The 18,515-nt window shown below is 61.3% G+C and carries 17 protein-coding genes; 7 read left to right on the top strand and 10 right to left on the bottom strand.

All coding sequences use genetic code 11. The features are described from left to right. Positions 1-16 precede the first annotated feature (16 nt). Entirely contained in the window at positions 17-1,924 is a 1,908-nt protein-coding gene (locus DXD48_RS00225) for an elongator complex protein 3 (RefSeq protein WP_117563510.1), read from the top strand. Beyond that, positions 1,925-2,803: a spermidine synthase gene (locus DXD48_RS00220; RefSeq protein WP_117563509.1), complete on the top strand. Its 879-nt coding sequence runs from the start codon at positions 1,925-1,927 to the stop codon at positions 2,801-2,803. It abuts the gene before it with no gap. Between the two features lie 27 nt (positions 2,804-2,830). Here DXD48_RS00220 and DXD48_RS00215 read toward each other — a convergent pair whose 3' ends face one another. The 9 genes from DXD48_RS00215 to DXD48_RS00175 all read right to left on the bottom strand — a co-directional run bounded on the left by DXD48_RS00215 (position 2,831) and on the right by DXD48_RS00175 (position 12,578). After that, entirely contained in the window at positions 2,831-5,275 is a 2,445-nt protein-coding gene (locus DXD48_RS00215) for a DEAD/DEAH box helicase (RefSeq protein WP_117563508.1), read from the bottom strand. A gap of 116 nt (positions 5,276-5,391) precedes the next feature. After that, positions 5,392-6,696, bottom strand: coding sequence for an ATP-binding protein (locus tag DXD48_RS00210; protein ID WP_117563507.1), 1,305 nt, complete (start codon positions 6,694-6,696; stop codon positions 5,392-5,394). Next, positions 6,689-8,449, bottom strand: coding sequence for a TerB N-terminal domain-containing protein (locus tag DXD48_RS00205; protein ID WP_233514947.1), 1,761 nt, complete (start codon positions 8,447-8,449; stop codon positions 6,689-6,691). Before DXD48_RS00205 ends, DXD48_RS00210 begins: the two co-directional genes overlap by 8 nt. An 87-nt stretch (positions 8,450-8,536) precedes the next feature. Next, positions 8,537-9,253, bottom strand: a complete 717-nt coding sequence (locus DXD48_RS00200; RefSeq protein ID WP_199407860.1) for a DUF554 domain-containing protein — start codon at positions 9,251-9,253, stop codon at positions 8,537-8,539. A gap of 118 nt (positions 9,254-9,371) precedes the next feature. After that, positions 9,372-10,802, bottom strand: coding sequence for a hypothetical protein (locus tag DXD48_RS00195; protein WP_117563506.1), 1,431 nt, complete (start codon positions 10,800-10,802; stop codon positions 9,372-9,374). Positions 10,803-10,820: 18 nt separating this feature from the next. Further along, a complete protein-coding gene (locus DXD48_RS00190) occupies positions 10,821-11,036 on the bottom strand; it encodes a hypothetical protein (protein ID WP_147325407.1) in 216 nt (71 codons plus the stop codon). A 49-nt stretch (positions 11,037-11,085) separates the two neighbouring features. After that, positions 11,086-11,685, bottom strand: coding sequence for a hypothetical protein (locus DXD48_RS00185; RefSeq protein WP_117563504.1), 600 nt, complete (start codon positions 11,683-11,685; stop codon positions 11,086-11,088). A gap of 90 nt (positions 11,686-11,775) precedes the next feature. Then, positions 11,776-12,285, bottom strand: a complete 510-nt coding sequence (locus tag DXD48_RS00180) for a hypothetical protein (protein WP_117563503.1) — start codon at positions 12,283-12,285, stop codon at positions 11,776-11,778. Then, the gene (locus tag DXD48_RS00175; protein WP_117563502.1) at positions 12,282-12,578 is read right to left on the bottom strand and encodes a hypothetical protein; all 297 of its coding nucleotides are present in this window, start codon (positions 12,576-12,578) and stop codon (positions 12,282-12,284) included. Before DXD48_RS00175 ends, DXD48_RS00180 begins: the two co-directional genes overlap by 4 nt. Positions 12,579-12,924: 346 nt before the next feature. On the opposite strand from DXD48_RS00175, the gene DXD48_RS00170 reads away from it, so the two are divergent. From DXD48_RS00170 to DXD48_RS00160, 3 genes are read left to right on the top strand one after another with little or no spacing between them, the layout of a single operon-like run. Then, positions 12,925-14,526 (top strand): FAD-binding oxidoreductase, encoded by a 1,602-nt coding sequence (locus DXD48_RS00170; protein ID WP_117563501.1) that lies wholly within the window; start codon positions 12,925-12,927, stop codon positions 14,524-14,526. Between the two features lie 2 nt (positions 14,527-14,528). After that, a complete protein-coding gene (locus DXD48_RS00165) occupies positions 14,529-15,344 on the top strand; it encodes an electron transfer flavoprotein subunit beta/FixA family protein (RefSeq protein ID WP_117563500.1) in 816 nt (271 codons plus the stop codon). Further along, the gene (locus tag DXD48_RS00160) at positions 15,345-16,550 is read left to right on the top strand and encodes an electron transfer flavoprotein subunit alpha (RefSeq protein WP_117563499.1); all 1,206 of its coding nucleotides are present in this window, start codon (positions 15,345-15,347) and stop codon (positions 16,548-16,550) included. Here the strand turns inward: DXD48_RS00160 and DXD48_RS00155 are convergent. Next, positions 16,547-17,359, bottom strand: a complete 813-nt coding sequence (locus DXD48_RS00155; protein WP_117563498.1) for an HD domain-containing protein — start codon at positions 17,357-17,359, stop codon at positions 16,547-16,549. The genes DXD48_RS00160 and DXD48_RS00155 overlap by 4 nt on opposite strands. A gap of 126 nt (positions 17,360-17,485) precedes the next feature. On the opposite strand from DXD48_RS00155, the gene DXD48_RS00150 reads away from it, so the two are divergent. Both DXD48_RS00150 and DXD48_RS00145 read left to right on the top strand, forming a co-directional pair. Then, positions 17,486-18,178, top strand: coding sequence for an AzlC family ABC transporter permease (locus DXD48_RS00150; RefSeq protein WP_117563497.1), 693 nt, complete (start codon positions 17,486-17,488; stop codon positions 18,176-18,178). Continuing rightward, complete coding sequence (locus DXD48_RS00145; RefSeq protein WP_117563496.1) at positions 18,168-18,491, top strand: AzlD domain-containing protein; 324 nt, start codon at positions 18,168-18,170, stop codon at positions 18,489-18,491. The genes DXD48_RS00150 and DXD48_RS00145 overlap by 11 nt, the downstream gene beginning before the upstream one ends. The last annotated feature ends 24 nt before the right edge of the window (positions 18,492-18,515 follow it).

Raw genomic sequence — 18,515 nt, 5'->3', positions numbered from 1 at the left:
CCTTTACAATGGGGGCATGGAACAGATTATTTTGAACATACTCGAGGCTCTGCGTCGCGGCGAGACCGTGGACGACAAGGCACTCGTCAAGCTGATACATGCCGAGGCGCGCCGTGAGGGCGCCGACAAACGCGATTTGGCCAAGCGCCGCCTGCTGCCGTTTTACCAGCGGGTGAAGCGCGAGGAGCCGGCTCGTTGGGCTGGATGGAATGTCGATGCCGATCTGGAACGCCAACTGCTGCAGGTGCTGCGTATGAAGCCGCGCCGAACGGCCTCGGGCGTGGCGACCATTACCGTCATCACCAAGCCCTGGCCATGCTCGGGCGATTGCCTGTTTTGCCCCAACGATCTGCGCATGCCCAAAAGCTACCTGCACGCCGAGCCGGCGTGCGCCCGTGCGGAGCAAAACTGCTTCGATCCGTATCTGCAGGTGAGCGCCCGTTTGACGGCGCTTTCGCAGATGGGGCATGCGACCGACAAGATCGAGCTCATCGTGCTCGGCGGTACCTGGAGCGACTATTCGCAAGGGTATCAGGCATGGTTTATGTCGGAGCTCTTCCGTGCGCTCAATGATGATGCGGTGGCGGGCGTGGCGGCAAACCCCATGTTGGCGCGTCCGGGCATCAGCCGTGCCGAGGCGGGGCGCCTGCTCGATGACGCTCCCGCCGATGCCCTGCCGCCGGTGGTAACAGAGCGCCGCGAGCGCTATCGGGCTGCCGGCATTGCGACAGACGAGGCCAAGCTCGCTGCCGGCGTTGCCGACGAGCAGGAGCGTGTGGATGTTGCCGTGGGCGGCTATAACCGCGCGGTGCGTCGTCTGTACGGCCCCGGTACGCCGTGGGGCGAGGTCACCGAGTGGCAGACGGCAACGATGGAGGAGCTCGAGCGTCAGCAGCGCATCAACGAGACGGCGAAGCATCGCGTGGTGGGACTCGTTATCGAGACGCGCCCCGATGCCGTAACGCCGCAGGCCCTCACGCTTATCCGCCGTCTGGGCTGCACCAAGATTCAGATGGGTATCCAGAGCCTCGACCAGCATTTGCTCGATATCAACGAGCGTCGCATTTCGGTGGCGCAGATCGAGCGGGCGTTTTCGCTTGCGCGCCTGTTTGGCTTTAAGATCCACGCGCATTTTATGCTCAACTTGCTGGGCGCCACGCCCGAGGGGGACAAGCGCGACTACGAGCGCTTTATGACCGAAGGGGCCTTTATGCCCGACGAGGTCAAGGTTTACCCGTGTGCGCTCATCGAGGGCTCGCGTCTGGTGGGCTGCTATGAGCGTGGCGAGTGGCGCCCCTATACCGAGGAAGAGCTGCTCGATGTGCTGGCCGACGACATCGTGGTGACGCCGGCGTTCTGCCGCATCAGCCGTATGATTCGCGACTTTAGCTCCGACGACATCATGGTGGGCAACAAGAAGCCCAACCTACGTCAGCTCGTCGAGAACCGCCTGGCTGCTCGGGGTGACGGTGCGACGGTGCGTGAGATTCGCTATCGCGAGATCAGCACGGCGGGTGCCGACCTGGACGAGTTGACCCTTGATGAGGAAGTGGCGTACGAGACGCCGGTGACTTACGAGCACTTTTTGCAATGGGTGACGCCGCGGGGCAAGATCGCGGGCTTTTTGCGGTTGTCGCTGCCCGATCGCGCTTTTGTTGCCGCGCATGTGGACGAGCTGCCGACGACGCCGGACGAGGCGATGATTCGCGAGGTGCACGTGTACGGTATGGCGGCGCGCGTGGGCGACCAGGGTCAGGCGGCGCAGCACCATGGATTGGGACGTTTGCTCGTGGAGCGTGCGTGCCAGATAGCTCGGGATGCCGGTTATATGCACATCAACGTGATCAGCGCGATTGGTACGCGCGAGTACTATCGCCATCTTGGGTTTTATGACCATGGACTCTATCTGCAGAAGGAGCTCTAGATGAACAAGCCAAGTGTTTCTGCCGGCGTCGTTGCCGGCGTTGCCCTGGGAGCCGCGGCGCTTGGTGCGGCCGCCGTCGCTGTTCGCGCTGCCTGTTTGCAGGTCGCGAGGACCCGCAACGGGCTGGCGCGGGTGAAGCGCATGCACAATGAGGGCGGTGACGAGGTCCGTGTGCTCGTGCAGGGCGGCGTCTACCAAAGCGCGAGCTATGTTGGCGATCGTTGGGCGGAGCCGGCCTTTGCGTACTATCGTGCATTTGACGATGTGTTTGAGGCCGAGGATGCAATGCGCGACGCTTATGGTCACGGCATCGACCGCATGCTTATGCTCGGCGGCGGTGGGTTTTCCTATCCCAAGTTTGCACTGTTGTCGCATGAGGGCTTGCGTATGGACGTCATCGAGTATGACGGAGAGATAACGCGCTTGGCGCGCCGTTGGTTCTATCTGGATGAACTGGAGCACACGGTGGGCGATCGCCTGCGGGTGATTACCGCCGAGGCTCGCTCGTATCTGGGTGTGACGAGCGTGGGCCATCGTCGCTACGACGTCGTTGTGAGCGACTGCTTTGGCGGTGCCGAGCCTGTGCGCGAGCTGGCGACCGTTGAGGCGCTGCGCCTGGTGCGGGGCAGCCTGAATGCCGGCGGCATCTACGTTGCCAATATCGTGAGCGCAAACGAGGGGAGCGATGTGACGTTCCTGCGCGATTGCGTTGCCACGGCACTTGAGGTGTTCAACCGCGCTTGGGTGGCGCCTTGTGGCGATACGGAGTTCGGCGGCGAGGAGAACTACCTGCTCATCGCCAGCGACGGCGACTACGCCTTTGCCGAAGCCGTGCCCTTCGACACCGACTTCCTCGGCACCGTCCTTCACGACAAGTAAGTCTCCCCGTCCCAAAAAAGACTGGTCTTAGGCGTGGTCGCGCCAGCCGAGAACGCGCTGCTTCATACCCTCGATGTCGAGCACGCCTTCGGCAAAGCCCTTGCGCACGAGCTCTTCGGGAACAAACTCGTCGTAGCGGTCAAAGTAAGGCACCTCGCCAGGATAGACGAGCTCGATGGGATCGAAGTCCTTTTCGGCCTCGGCGGCGAGCACCTCAAAGAACGTCTCCTCGTCGGCCTTCATCTTAAACTGCATAAAGTACGGGCGTGACGGATCGAGCCCGCGAAGGCCCAGCTCCGCGGCACATTTAATCTTGAGCATGCGCTCGAGCGCCAAAAAGGCGTAGCTGCCCAGCCAGGGGAAGAGCACCCAGGTATCGCCGCCCAGGTTAATGAGCGGCTTGGTTCCCGCCCCCGAAATCTCGGCGGTATGACGAGCCTGCGCCAAGCGGGCCCGTGCGTTACCCATAAGGTACGGATATGTCGCGTGCTCGTTGAGCGCCTTGCGCATGCGCTCGAGCACATGCGTGTTAATGTCGCCGGGGCAGTCGCCAAAGTAGGCCGGCACCCGGCCCTTGACCTGCGTGGCAAAGACAGTGTGGCGCTTCCAGTCCACTTCCTCGACAATCCAACAGTGTCCGGCGATGGCGATGCGCTCACCGGGCGGGGGCGGATTAACGATCGTGCCCAGCTCGGCCGATTCGCTCCGGACGGTAAACTCCTCGTTTTCCTGGAACACGGCGTAGAACTTAAAGTTGTTGATGATGCGCTCGCCCGCGAGACCCACGATGAGCCCGCCACCTTCGGTGACCTGGATATGGTCGATCTTAATGAGGTGACGTAGCAGCACGCGGTAATCGTCTGCCGAGACACGGTGGAAATAGCTGAGCGTGAGCACGCGCTGGGCAAGTTCGGCCGGCGTGAGCTCGCCGGTGCTGGTGAGGGTCGACATAGTCTGGTGATAGAGCAGGCTGTAGGGGAGACGATCGAGCTTGGGTGGCTCGACCCACTTTTCCTCGCGATAGAGTTGTACGAGCGCGATACCCTGCAGGAGCTTCCAGGGAATGGTTTCGGGCATCATCGTGCGCGGCTCGGGCTCTTCCTCGCGCATGACAAACCACATCTCGGGCGGAAGATCGCGACGGCCCGTGCGCCCCATGCGCTGCAAAAAGGAGCTAACGGTAAACGGCGCGTCAATCTGGAAGGCGCGCTCCAGGCGGCCGATATCGATACCGAGCTCCAACGTAGAGGTGGTGACGGTTGTCTGTGTCTGCTCCTCGTCGCGCATGAGCTCCTCGGCCGTCTCGCGTAGCGATGCCGAAAGATTGCCGTGATGGATGAGAAAACGGTCGGGCTCGTGCCGGCTCTCGCAGTAGCTGCGCAGCATGGAGCACACGGCCTCTGCCTCCTCGCGCGAGTTGGCAAAGACCAGGCATTTGCGGCCGCGCGTATGCTCAAAGATATAGCCCATGCCGGGGTCGGCGTTGTCGGGCGCCGTGTCGGTGGGGTTGAGAAGCGCCTGCTCGGTCGCTCGTGGGATGTCGACTTCGCCCTCGGGGGCCGAGGAAGTGCGACGGTCTTTGGGAGCGGCCTTGCCCCGCGCCTGCTCACGACGTTGACGGTGTTCTTCCTGTGTAAGCTGTCCGCTGTGGCACATGTCTTGTCCGGATGCGGGCAGCGCCGCGGGCGCCGCCGTCTCAATACGCTCGCAAGCAAGCACCTCGGCTTCTTGTGGACCTGTGCCTACGAATCCTCGTTGCTGAGCCTGGGGGCCCGAGTTGTAGAAGTGCTCCATGGAGATGCGCCACACGCGGTGCGGTTCCTCAAAGCGGGGGATAACGCAGTCGCGCCCCGTTCCCTGCGAGAGAAAGGCGCCCGTGCGCTCGGGGTCGCCGATGGTGGCCGAAAGGCCAATGCGGCGGGGCTGCACGCCTGCCATGCGCGAGAGGCGCTCGATAAGACAGAGCGTCTGCCCGCCGCGGTCGCCGCGCATGAGCGAATGGACTTCGTCGATAACCACATAGCGCAGGTCGCAAAACATGCGCGGGATCGCCATGTGCTTATGGATCAGGAGCGCCTCGAGCGACTCGGGCGTAATCTGTAGGATGCCGCTCGGTTTTTTGATGAGTTTGGCCTTGTGTGATTGCGAGACATCGCCATGCCAGTGCCAGACGGGGATATCGGCTTCTTCGCACAGGTCGTTGAGGCGGACGAATTGGTCGTTGATGAGCGCCTTGAGGGGGCCAATGTAGAGGGCGCCCACGCTTGCGGGCGGGTTCTCCCAAAACTCGGTCAGGATGGGAAAGAAGGCTGCCTCGGTTTTGCCGGAAGCCGTGGATGCCGTCAGGAGCACATTATCTTGCGTGTTAAAGATGGCATCAGCTGCTGCAACCTGGATAGAGCGTAGGCTCTCCCAATCGTGGGAGTAGATGAAGTCTTGGATAAACGGGGCGTAGCGGTCAAAGGCGTTCACGGGGCCTCCTTTCAACAACGAATCTCTCAACGCTGCCGACAACGGCTTGCTGCATTACGGTCTCAACGTTTGCCCAGATAAAACCTGCCAAAATAAACCTGTCGCTTATTGGCAGGTTAGATGGTGAATTCGGCGAAGTTACGGTCGCCGCCTGCGGTATCGGTGTCGCCTGTTGCGGTTGCCGGCGCCAACGCGTCGCCGCCGACGCTTTGCAGCAGCTCGGCCACGTTAGCATCGGGGTTTTGACACAGGATATCGAGCAGTTCGATAAAGTCGCGGATGACCTCGCGGGGCGTCAGATGCGTGTCGGCCCCCACGCGGCCAAACTCAATCTTGAGAAAGTCCACCAAGTCGTTTTCGGTAAGCGTGGGTGTCCAGCCAAAGTAGCCGGCATGGATCTGCATGAGTTTTTCGATGAGCACCAGCAACTCCTCATAGGTGAGTGGCTGCAGGCGGATGATGGGCGCGAGCATGTCCTTAAGGTCCTCGCGCGCAAAGCGACCCTGAGCGAGTCGGCTGCGCAGGGCCTCGTAGGAGAACACGCCGCGGCGGCGGTCTTCGATGGAGGTTGGCGTGCCGCCCATGATCATGCCCAGGTACTGCGCCTTGCCCTGGAGCGTGTCGTTGTACATAGTCAGGATCTTCTCGTAGTTGTATTGGCGCGTGATGGCGTTGGGAATCTTATACAGATTCACGAGCTCGTCGATGAGCACCAGCATGCCCTTGTAGCCGCTGCAGACCAAAAAGCGCGCAATGAGCTTAACGTAGTCGTACCAGTCGTCATCGCTGATGATGGTCGAGGAGCCCAGCTCGGCGCGTGCCTCGCTCTTGGTGCGGTATTCGCCGCGAATCCATTTGGTCACGCGGCTCATGGCCTCTTCGTCGCCCCCGGATGCGGCCATGCGATAGCGGCGGAGCATGCGGGTGAAGTCGAAGCCGTGGACCATCTCCTCGAGCGGGGCCAGTTGGGCATTGACGACCGACTCGTCGACGTCGGCACACGAGGCGACCCAGCGATCCAGAATAAGGTTGAGCGCACCGCCCTCGGGGCGCGTCTTGGTCGATATATTGCGGATGAGCTCGCGGTAGGTGGCAAGGCCCTGTCCCTGACCGCCCTGCAGGCGGCGCTCGGGCGACAGGTCGGCATCAGCGACGACGAATCCCTCGCCCATGGCGTGCGTGCGGATGGTCTGGAGCAAAAAGCTCTTGCCGGCGCCGTAACGACCGACCAGAAAGCGGAAGCTCGCGCCACCGTCGGCGATGAGACTCAGATCGGTGAGCAGGGCGCGGATCTCGACCTCGCGCCCTACGGTGATGTAAGGAAGGCCGATGCGCGGGACCACGCCGCCCTTGAGCGAGTTGAGAATGACGGCAGCGACGCGCTTGGGCACGCGAGGTGCTGCGGATGCGGTATCACTCATGGTCTAGGTATCCTCTCACGTCTGCTTCGTAGTCCTCGATAATCTGCGGCCCTGCCGCGCTAAATTCAATTACGGTGTCGCCCACCAGGTCAAAGAGCGCCTCGTTGATGGTATCGACGAGCATGTCCTCGCTCTGCCCCGACCTCTCAACCGCCGACGCCGCCTGCGCCGTGTTCTGCTCGAGCAGTGCGCGCAGATAGACGGCTGCGGCTGGTGCGAGTTCGTTCGCAGCGTCAGCGGAGGCAGTTGCTGCGGACGTGGGCGTCGGCACGAGAAGCGGTGCCACGACGCCAAACTGTTCGGTGGATATGGTCGGCTCGTCGTCCTCGTCCTGCCCTGCGGCCGCCGCGACCGCCTCGACCGTCGCGGCGGTCGCGGGCTCGGCTTCCGGTTGCCCTGAGTCCGCTGTCTCGGCATCTGCAAGCGTGCTGTCTTCGCGCTCCTCGTCGATCAAAAGCGCCTCGCGCGTTTGTGCGGCGGCGCTCCGAATGTGCCCCAGCTGGCTCAGGTCGATATCGATCTTGACGGGCTGATGTGCGGCATCCCATGAAAGCCATGCCACAATCTCGTCATCGATAATCTTGGCCAGATATTTGGGGACCTTCTCTTCCTTAAGGGGATGGGCGGGGTCCAGGGCCAGGCGTAGGCGCTGGTCGCAGGCGCGCATCATCTCACCGAGCTTGCTACTTTTTTGTCTGCTGCCGTGAATGCGCATGCATTCCCAAAACCCGTTTTGGCAGCGGTAGACGTGAATGGGGTCCAGGCGATATTCGCAGTCCTCGTGGCGCTCGGGCGCAAAGAATACGGCCGACGCAAACATGGTGTAGGGCATGGCCGTCTCCTCCCCAAATAAACTCGCCACGATGCCAGTCTTTCGGTGCGTGTCATAGTAGCGCGTCATGCGGACATACGCGGCGCACGCCACGTGGCGCAGATCGCGGTGGTGGCTGCGGTCGAGCCGCGAGTTACTTAGGTTGTACGTGGAGAGGGCATTGATGGCGGCCATGAGTCGTTCCTCGCGCGCCTCGTCGGGCGGAAGGGGGAGCGTGGGCTCGGAGGCCTTGCGACGCTTGGGCGCCTGGTCCGACGGTGCCGGTGCTGGTACAAGGTCTCGTGCCGCGCGCCGCAGCTCGATAAGGGCGTTATCGAACATGACGGTTTTAGAGTCACGAAGCAGCTTGGGGTCGAGCCCGTGGAACACGGCGTAGTCCTGCAGCCACACGCGCGCAAACCGGTCGATGCCGGGCTCGAAGGCGCGATAGACATCCCAAAAAGCCTTGATCTTGTTAAAACCATCGAGCGGATCATCTACGCCAATGCCGCAGATCAGCTCGTAGAGATACAAGAAGGCAAACGAGGTCGATGTCTCCTCGATATTCCCGCGGCGCACTTGGGCACGCCAGGTAAAGTAGCCGCGCAACTGCCGGTCGCTCATGGCGTTGTAGGTGGGAAAGTACGACTTAAAGGTGCCGTTGTAGGGACAGTCGTCCTCAAAGTCGGCCATCAGCAGGCCTTGGCGGTAGAAAAGTTCGGCTTCCGAAAGCCAACGGCCCGCGCCGCCCTTTGGGTCTTCTTGCCAACGCGATATCTCACGCATCTTGCGGTATTGGTCGGGGAGGAAGTTCTGCATCTGTCGGCCGGTCTTGAGAATCGGCTCGTCTGCGTAGATTTCGTTTGAGAAGCGGGCGGACTGATGGGTCCGAGCCTCGGCCATAATGCGCTCGATGAGCATCTTGATGTCCTGGTCGGCCACCGCTCCTCCTCTCGAACGCAGCTACGGTGACCTCATATCATAGCACAGCATCAAACAGATGTTCGAGATACCGCTACGTAGATAGATTTAGAACAGGAGGGCGTAGATGACGGCGATGATGACGGAGGGAAGCATATTGGCAGTGCGGAAGGTCTGAGGACGGATAAGGTTGACGCCGACGCAGAAGATGAGCATGGAGCCTACGAGCGAAAGGCTGTCGAGGGCTGCCGTGGTCATGATGGGGGAGAGTGCACCGGCAAACAGCGTGATCGTCCCCTGGAACACGGCGACGGGCAGGGCGGAAAAGATGCAGCCGCGGCCAAGTGAGGCCGTCATGGTGCAGACGATGATGCAGTCCAGTGCGCCCTTGAGGGCAAGCGTTGACCAGTCGCCGAGCAGGCCGTCCTGAATCGATCCCACAATGGCCATGGCGCCGATACACACGGTGAGCGAAGTCGAGACAAAAGCGTTGGTGAACTCGTTATCGCCCTCGCTGCCGGTTTTGCGCTTGAGCCATTCGCCAAGGTTCTCAATGGCGGCTTCCAAGTCGACGGCCTCGCCGATGAGCGAGCCGAGCGCAAATGAGACGATGAGCATGGTGGTACCGGTGGTCGCTAGCGCCTTTCCATCGATGATGAGCATCTTTTGCATGGTGCCGCCCAGGCCGATAAACAGGACGCACAGCCCCGATGCTTTCATGAGCGTGTCTTGGATGCGCGGTGTAATGAAGCGGCCGCCCGCTAATCCCAAAAGACCGCCCGCAACTAAAAGCGCAACGTTGATGATTGTTCCCAAGCCCGGCATGAGCCCTCCTGTATTGATGCCAACGTGGCAATCGTAGCAGAACGAAATGCGAGGCACATCGCGACTCATCTAATACGTTATATAAGTGGTATTAGGAATGATGCGCAGCATTTAAGCCTCAGGTGGTTGTCGGGACATAGGGGTAGTAGTCAAAGCGCAGTGTCATAAGCCGCTGCGGGGATTCAATAGCCGCGGCGATGATATTGGCATCGCGGGCACGATCAAACCCTTCGAGTTCGATCTGATACGAGACGTCTTGCATAATGTCCAGACGTCGCCAGGCTAGAAGTGTGTCGCCATCGAATTCCAAGGTCTTGCCTCCGTCTGGGGCAACGGCGTATAGACGCAGTTTAGCGGTGGTTGCAGGGTCGACAACCGTGACCTTTTTAATTTCGTTTCGAGTATTCTTGGCGCCCAACAAGGTGAGCAGTGTTGGGGCCACGACCTCGCCCGATGGCAAAAAGACGACTTCGATGGATTCGGGAAATGCGATGATGGCCGACTTGCGGACGGGCTGATTGGCGGCGGCAACTTCGATGTTTGCAGCATCGATGACCTCTGTGTGGTCGAGGGCGGCAAGCACGCAGCAGTTACCTTCATCGATCTCCTGAGGATCAGCAAGCCCCAGACTGTCCGCGAGCTCGGGATCGTTTGGACCGGTAGCGGGCTCATTCGGTGCTTCGAAAGAAGCTGGGACGCTGTTTGTCGGCGACGGCGTGTCGCCCGCACCTGCTTCTTTGTCCGTGCTCTCTTCTTGTATGGTTGCGTTGATGGGTTCGTCGTTTGAGGGGAGCGTCTTGGCGTCAAGCGCGGAGGGGACAATCCCGACGGCTCCGGATCCGTTCCACTCCATCTCGAGAAGCGCCGGGTCGGCAAGAATGCGTTGCCTGCCTAGCGTGTGGGTATCGATCGCAATAGGGCCTGCCTCCGTCCCGCGCGTAAGGCTGAGCGATCCGGCTGGCTTCTCGAAATGAATGTCTGTGTCTTCGGTGCTGGCGGCGTAGAACAGCAGGGATGCTTCTCCCGCCGCGATGGCATCGGTGCCCGCCTTGGTCAGCCGCAGCGATGCCGTGAATGAGAGGGTGGGCTGCACATCGTCTGCATTCGCGGCGGCGCAGCCCAGACATATACCGCCTCCTTTCTCGAAAAACGCACCGTCGAAGGCGACCTTCGCTCCGTTCGCCGAGTCATCGACCGAAGCGATATCGATGCGCAACCCCAAATCGCACGGATCGCCATCTGCATCGAGCACAATCGAGCGCCACGTGCAGACGGCGCACCCCGCCTGGGAGCCGTTTGCCTTGTTCGAACGATTGATATCCACGACTATCGAGCCGTCCGTATTACGACGAAGGCATCCCGAGGTTGAGATTGCGGCCTGTGCGAACGAAAAACGCTTGCACGCAATGGCGCTCGACGGATTTGGTGCGGAGCTTAGGGCTGCTGGTAAGGAGTCTGCCATGACGGGAGTCGCCCAAGCGGCGACAGGCGTTCCGGTTGCGAGCGCGCCGCAGAGTGCGACGACGGGCAAAAGGTTCTTCGATGCCATGGGGTCTCCTTAGCTAATTTAGTGCGGCCTGTCCGTGTTTCGTTTCTGGCTGCGTTTGATGTGCAGACCGAGGCCGGCGGTTCCCGCGCCTGCTGTCGTGGCGCCTGCTGCCAAGAGCCATCGTCTGTCGTCTGTCTGTGCCAACGGTTCCTTGCAGTTGCCGCGGTCGAGCTCCGAGAGGTCGACCGTCACCTGCGTGGCGGCCTGCGCCTGTTCTTGCTGGGCAAAGGCCATGGCTGGCCCAAACGCTAGGATACTGACGGCGGTGGCCAGGGCGACGGCCTTATGCCGTGTGCGCACCGGGCTCGACCGTCCAGGTGATCGTTGCAACTTGATCGCCTTCGCCGGTTACGCGGAAGATGTCGCGCGTGACGCGGGCGACGTTTCCGCTTGTCTTGAGCTTAATTTTGTCCGTGCCGCCGGCAATGCCCTGGTAGCCCATGTCGAAGGCTGCATTCTTGGAAAGATCGAGGCCCGTCTCCTGCATTGCGGCGCTGGCGTTCTGGAGTGCGCCGTTGGGGCCGACCTTAAAGTCGATGGAATTCTGCGCGGTTCCGGCCTTGGCGTCGGCGGCAATGGTCCAGGTGTTCATGGCGTCGATCTTCATGTTGGTGACATGGATGCCGTAGGCCGAATGATTGTCGATGGTGGTCGCGTCTTCTGAGGGGCCCTGAAGCGTGCCGTCGGCCTTGGCGACGAAGGGAATAACCGTCGGAACTTTGAACTCTACGTTGTCGATCTCGGTCCTGACCATTACTTTTGTGGTTCCAACGCGCCCGGCTGCCAGAGCTGGCGTCGGGGCGGCGCCCATTGCGAGCGAGAGCGCGAGCCCTGCGCCCACGACGAGCGCTCTGGCTCCGTTCATGTTCCTGGTGATGTCCATGGTCGTTCCTTTCTATTCGCCGCGGGCCGTCCCCGCGATGATTGGACGAATGCTGGTGAATTGCGTGCGGTGCCGCGTCGGTCGAAAAAGCTAGTTCTCGGCTTGCTCAACCCGTACCTTGACACGTGTCGGATTGCCGTGGCTGTCGAGGGTCTTGGCATCGAGTGCCTGGATCTCGATGTATGCCTCGCCTTCTTTGATGTCGCCGGCGGGGCACGTCTCGATTGTCTTGCCGGTCTCGACCACACCGGATTCGTACATGGTCTCGTCGTTTTGGATGACGCGGAATCGCTGGGGAAATTTATTGTCTTGGACGTTTTGCACGTTGACGCGCAGCTTGCCGTCCTCCTGTAGCTGAGCGACCGGCGCGACCGAAATCGTCATCATGTTGTCGCGGACGATGGCATCGAGCTCATCTTGGATTTCTTGTCGCGATTTACCCTCTGCCGTCGTGACTGAGGTGCCCGCTTCGGGCACGGGCTGCGACTGCCAGGCGTATAGTCCTACGGCGACAAGGGCGCAGACGATAGCCAGACAGACAACGACGAGTTTCTTGCGACGCCCCAGTCCTGCGAGGCGGGGCGGCTTCTTCGCACTCATGCGGCGTCCTTGGTGGTGTAGACACGTGCGAACGTGGACGGGTCCGCTCCAAAGAGCATGTGAAGCATCAGGCGGCGCGAGTAGATGAGCTCGTCAAAGTCGTGAGGGAGCTCGATGTCGTGGATACGCGCGATGTGGTGGGCGAGCGCCGAGAACGACTCGGGGTCGCAGATAACATCGGTGGTGACGTGGTAGACCGCCGTTTCGGGGAACGCCTCTTCGTCGAAAGGCAGGAGATAGGGATCGTCGTCGACCTCGATGGCGACGCCGTACTGGGGCCAGTAATATGCCATGGGAACCTCCCTGCTTCTGGGGCCAAAACTTCTATCGGTTTTGGCTGTCGACGCCGACCGTATCAGCCGCTACTTGACCAATTTCTGACCAAATGCTTGACGGATTGACATCTCCGCAGGTAAAAGGTGGAAAAAATTACTTCAACTTTTTTCGAGCGACAATCGAGCGGTCGGCGACGGCGGGGCGATATGTGTCAAAAGCATCGTCTGCCGAGGAAGCCTTGCCGTTCGCCGAATTGCACAAACGTAAAAATCGCCAATTATGGAGACGGTCTCGAACACGTCGACGAAACGATGCGGTAACATCTCCCTGCAAACACTGTAGTTAGCTAAAGGGGGAGTTCGCGTGTCTGCAACCATTAAACCCTTCACCGACGAGTTCGAAGAGTATGGCCGCGATGAATCTCGCGCATCGGGCGAAGCATCGAGCATCTCGTTTCCGACAACGGAAGACGAGGTCCGTGCCATTTTGGAAACGCTCCATGCCGAGCGTGTCCCGGTAACGGTTCAGGGCGCCCGAACCGGCCTTGCCGCCGGTGCCGTGCCCCACGGTGGGCATATCCTCAATACTTCCCGTATGAATCGCTACTTGGGCCTTCGCCGCGATGAACAAGACCAATTTCTGCTGCGCGTGGAGCCGGGCGTTGTGCTCTCGGAGCTGCGTAAGCAGCTGAGCAAGAAGGTACTGCCGACCGCTGGTTGGGACCAGGCATCGCTTGAGGCCTACGAGGAGTTCCAAGAGTCCCCCGAGCAGTTCTTTCCCACCGATCCCACCGAGGCATCTGCCTGTCTGGGCGGCATGGCGGCATGCAACGCCTCCGGCGCCCGCAGCTACGCTTACGGTCCCATGCGCCCGCATATCACGGGACTCCACGTCGCGCTGGCTGATGGCGATTTGCTTGAGCTTCAGCGCGGCGAGGCTTTTGCCCAGGACCGCCACCTGTCGCTCGTGACGGCAGCGGGCCGTACGCTCGAACTCGATCTTCCCGGCTATACCATGCCCGAGACAAAAAATGCCTCAGGCTATTTCGTTGCGGACGATATGGACGCCATCGACCTCTTTATCGGCGCGTGCGGCACGCTCGGCGTTGTCACCGAGCTCGAGATCGCCCTGCAGGCGGCACCTTCGGTCGTATGGGGTGTGAGTTGCTTTTTCGATAGCGAGGACAAGGCGGTGTCCTTTACCGATTCCGTGCGCCCTGTCCTGTCCCATGCGGCTGCCATCGAGTACTTCGATGCTGGCGCCCTGGATATTCTACGTCGCCAGCGCGAGCAGTCGACGGCGTTTGCCTCGCTGCCGGCGCTCGACGACGAGGCAAAGGTCTGTGTCTACGTGGAGCTTGACTGCGACGACGAGGCGCAGGCGACCGAGGAGCTGTACCACCTGGGATGGGTTTTGGAGCTTGCGGGCGGCCGCGACGATGCGACATGGGTCGCGCGCACCGAAGTCGATCGCGAATGCCAGCGGTTTTTCCGCCACGCGGTCCCCGAGAGTGTCAACATGCTCGTTGACGAGCGTCGCCGCACCGACCCCACCATTACCAAGCTGGGATCGGATATGTCGGTGCCCAATGCACGCCTTGCCGATGTCGTGGTCCTCTATCGCCGCACGCTGGCCGAAAGCGGGCTTGAGCCTGCTGCCTGGGGACACATCGGGAACAACCATCTGCATGTGAACATCCTGCCGCGCGATGCGCAAGACTACCGTCGTGGTGGAGAACTCTTTGCCCAGTGGGCTTCCGAGGTCACGGCCATGGGCGGTGCCGTTTCTGCTGAGCACGGCGTCGGCAAGATCAAGGCGGGCTTCTTGGAGACGATGTACGGCCACGAGGCCATGGTCGAGTCGGCGCATCTCAAACTCCAGCTCGATCCTGCCGGCCAGCTGGGTCGCGGCAACCTGTTTACGGAGAAGCTCTTGGATGAGCTCGTCCAGAAAGGGGGCGCGTGAAGATGAGTGATTTTCATATGGTGGTGTGCGTCAAGGCGGTGCCCGGAAGCACCGAGGTCAAGATGGACCCCAAGACCAATACTATCGTGCGTGATGGCAAGCAGGCGGTCGTTAATCCCTTCGATGCAAGTGCTCTCGAATGTGCGCTAGCGCTGAAGGACGACTTTATCGGCTTTGGCATGGACGTGCGTGTGACGGTGGTGTCGATGGGCATCCCCGCGACCGAATCGCTGCTGCGCGACTGCATCGCCCGCGGTGCCGACGACGCGCTGCTGCTGACCGATCGCGCCTTTGCGGGCGCCGATACCCTAGCCACCACCTATGCCCTCAAATGCGGCATCGAGGCACTCGATGAGGACTTTGACCTGCTCATCTGCGGCAAGATGGCAGTGGACGGCGATACGGCCCAGATCGGCCCCGAGCTGGCCGGCGCCTTTGGGGTCCCCTGCGTGACCGACGTGAGCTGTGTGCAGAGCGCGGGATTTACGACGTGTGGCTCGCTGGCGCTCGTTCACGGCTGCGATGCCGGCGAGGAGACGGTGTACCTGGAGATGCCGTGTGCGATGACGACCGCCAAGGAGATTGGCCAGCTGCGCATGCCGAGTATTGCCGGTATTCGCGCGGCCGAGGATGCAGACGTGCGTGTGGCCAGCGCTGCCGACGTAAACGCCGATCCCTCGCGTTGCGGCCTTGCCGGATCACCGACGCAGGTCGTGCGCTCGTTTGTGCCCGACCGTGACCAAACGTGCGAGGCCGTTGAGGGAACGGCGTCCGAGCAGGCGGTAAAACTTGCCAAGATTATTGAGGGGATGGCATAGATGAGCGGGCTGATTATCGATAGCGAAGCCTGTATCGGCTGCGGTCGCTGCGTTCGCGCCTGCGCCTCGGGCGGCATTGTGGTGGAGGGTGAGCGCCCCAATCGCTGTGCCCGCGTAACCGACGGCTGTATCCTGTGCGGTGGGTGCGTCGACGCCTGCCCCGTCAACGCCATCTCGATTGAGCGCGACGAGGCCGCCGGCGCGGCAGACCTTGACGCATATCGAGACATCTGGATCTTCGTGCAGACTGACGAGCACGATGCCGTTGCATCCGTGGCCTTCGAGCTCATGGGCAAGGGGCGCGAGCTTGCCGATGCCCGCGGCTGCCGTCTGGTGGCACTGGTCGGCATGAGCCCCGAGGGCTCACTCGGGGACCTGGAGCATCTGATTTGCGCCGGTGCGGACGAAGTTCTGGTCTGTCGTGACGAGCGCCTGCGTCAGAACGACGCGGAGGTCTACGCTCGCTTGATCTGCGATTTGGTAGCCGAGCGCAAGCCCGAGGCCATTCTGTACGGCGCGACCGCCTTTGGTCGCGAGCTGGCGCCCGGTGTGGCCGTGCGCTTGCAGACGGGTCTTACGGCCGATTGCACGGTGCTTTCTATGGATACGGAGACGGGTCTGCTGCAGCAGACGCGCCCGGCGTTTGGCGGCAACCTGATGGCCACCATTATCTGCCCCAACCACCGTCCTCAGATGGCAACGGTGCGCCCCGGCATCTTTAAGGCGCCCGAGTTTGACTATAGCCGCTCCGGCACGATTACCCAGGTAGTGCTTGCGGATGACGTTAAGGCCCGCGTCGAGATCTCGATTCCCGCCGAGGAGTGGGGACAGCAGGCCTCAATTGCCGATGCCGAGCGTCTGGTCGTGGTGGGCCGCGGCATCGGCTCCAAGAAGAATCTGCCCCTGATGCGAAAGCTCGCCGATGCCCTGGGTGCCGAGCTTGGTTGCACGCGTCCCATTGTGGAGGCAGGCTGGTTGGAGTATCGCCACCAAATTGGCCAGACGGGTGTATCGGTCTCGCCCAAGCTTCTCGTGAGTATCGGTGTTTCGGGCGCCATCCAGCATCTTGCCGGCATCGGTGGGGCGGAGTGCATTATCGCCATCAACGAGGACCCGGATGCCCCCATCTTTGGTGCTGCCCAGTACAAGGTTGTCGGTGATGCCGTCGAGGTCGTCGAGGAGCTGCTGGCCCAGTTTGAGCGCTAGGCACGCACCAGCCAGTCGCGCATCTCGTCCTTTAGGCGGCTCCAGGTTGCCTGCGTGGCGGGGTCGGTAAAGGGCCGCGTAATGCCAAAGGGCGCGTCGAGCAGGCGGTAGATATCGCCTTGCTCGCGCGCCAGCGCGCGGCTTGCCGGATAGACGAGCTCAAACATAAAGCAGATAAGCCCCACCAAGAAGTCGGCGGGCTCATCGCGCTCGTCGCGCGCGACGCAGCGGTGCTCGTCAAAGGCGGTAAGCGCCGGTGTCGAGAAGTGGCTGGCGAGAAACGTGTCCTCATCCACCTTGAGGACGGTGTCGACGGTGCTGTCGGCGATGGTGCGCATAATGTCGATCTTGTCGCCATCGCGCACGATGTCGCAGAAGCTCCGCGTGCGCTCGTCGAGCTGTGCGGGTAGACGGAAATCGCTGTGATAGGCGATGCTCGCTCGGATGAGCTCATCTTCTGCCGGGTCATCGATAAAGTCGCGGATGCTCATTACGGCGGGTGCATCGGCGGGATTCTCGCCAAAGAGGACCTCGATGCCCAGCACTGCATGGCTCATGCTCTCGGCGTCCTTAAAGGTGTCCCAGCGTCGCAGCTGCTCAAAGCGGCCCATATCGTGCAGCAGGCCGCAAAGCCATGCCAGGTCAATATCTTCTGACGACCAGCCCTGCTCGCGCGCTACGGCATCGCATGCCTCGGCCACGTGGTACGTATGCTCGATTTTGAGCGCAATGCGTGGGTTGGTGGCGTCGTAGGCATCGGTGTAGCTTTTGAAGGCCGCGCGCGCCCGGTCTCGATCGATAGCTGTCATAATGACTTCCTAAAAAGTTGTGTCTTTCGATCCGGTGGCAATTGTAGGTGAACTTTATTGCCACCGGTTGATATTTCTGCTGCGTTGCAAGGCGCGCTGCAGACGACTTACCAGAATGGGAGTGGCATGGTCCTTAGGATCTTTAAAATCGTCTGGCCAGTGATGCTTACCTATGTTGCAATAGGCGCGCCGTGCGGAATGATCATGGGGCAGACGGGAATGGAGCCCTGGATGGTCTTTGCTCTGAGCAGCACGTTTGTGACGGGCAGCGGCCAGTTTATGATCTGCAATCTTTGGCTGGCGGGCGTGCCTGCAGCATCGATCGTCGCGAGCGTTGCTGCCATCTCCTCGCGCTTTGCGCTTTACTCGGCATCGATCGCGCCGCATCTGACGGGTGCCTCGAAGCGTCAGACGCTGGCTGTTGCCGCGACACTTACCGAGGAGGCATATGGCATCTCGCTTGCCAAGTTGGTTGAAGGGGAGGATTGGGGCCCGCGCGAGTCCTTCGTGCTCAACGTGATTCTCATCGCAACATGGGGCGTTTCGTGTACGATGGGCGCCATCGTCGGCGCCGTTGTCGATGTTCCCACCGCCATTGCAGCCTTTGTCTGCACCTCGCTCTTTATCTGCCTGCTCTTTTCGCAGCGGCTGTCGCGCGGCAACGTTGTCGCGGCGGTTTCGGGCGCGGTGTCCGTCGCCGTATGCAAGTTCTTGGGCCTCACGAATATTGCCGTGCCGGCAAGCGTCGTGGCCGGCATTGCCATTGCGTTGGCGTGCGATGCTGTATTTGACGGAAGAGGTGCCCGCGATGCCCGTTAACGAGTTCTTGGTTCTGTGGCTGTTGTCGTGGGCTGCTATCGCGTTCTTTCGCATCGCGCCGGCGTTTGCCTTGCGCGGGAGAACGCTGTCGCCCCGCATTACCGAGGCCCTGGGTTATATCCCGCCCGCTGCCTTTGCCGCGCTGGTCGCCAACGACTTGGTGAGCCCCGGCGCGTTCGACGCGGGACCCTGGCCTGCCTTGGTTCCCTGGATTGCGGCTGCCGGCGTCGTGGCCGTGGCGGTCAAGACAAAATCGATGCTGTGGTGCTGTGTTTCGGGCATCGTGTTCTATATCGTTTTGAGCCTCATATAAGAGCGGGGCACGTTTAGCGCCCCT

It is taken from the genome of Collinsella sp. TM05-37 (assembly GCF_003436455.1).
Lineage (GTDB): Bacteria > Actinomycetota > Coriobacteriia > Coriobacteriales > Coriobacteriaceae > Collinsella.
Note: the sequence above shows the minus strand (reverse complement) of the source record. Positions and strands in the feature narration are given on the sequence as shown.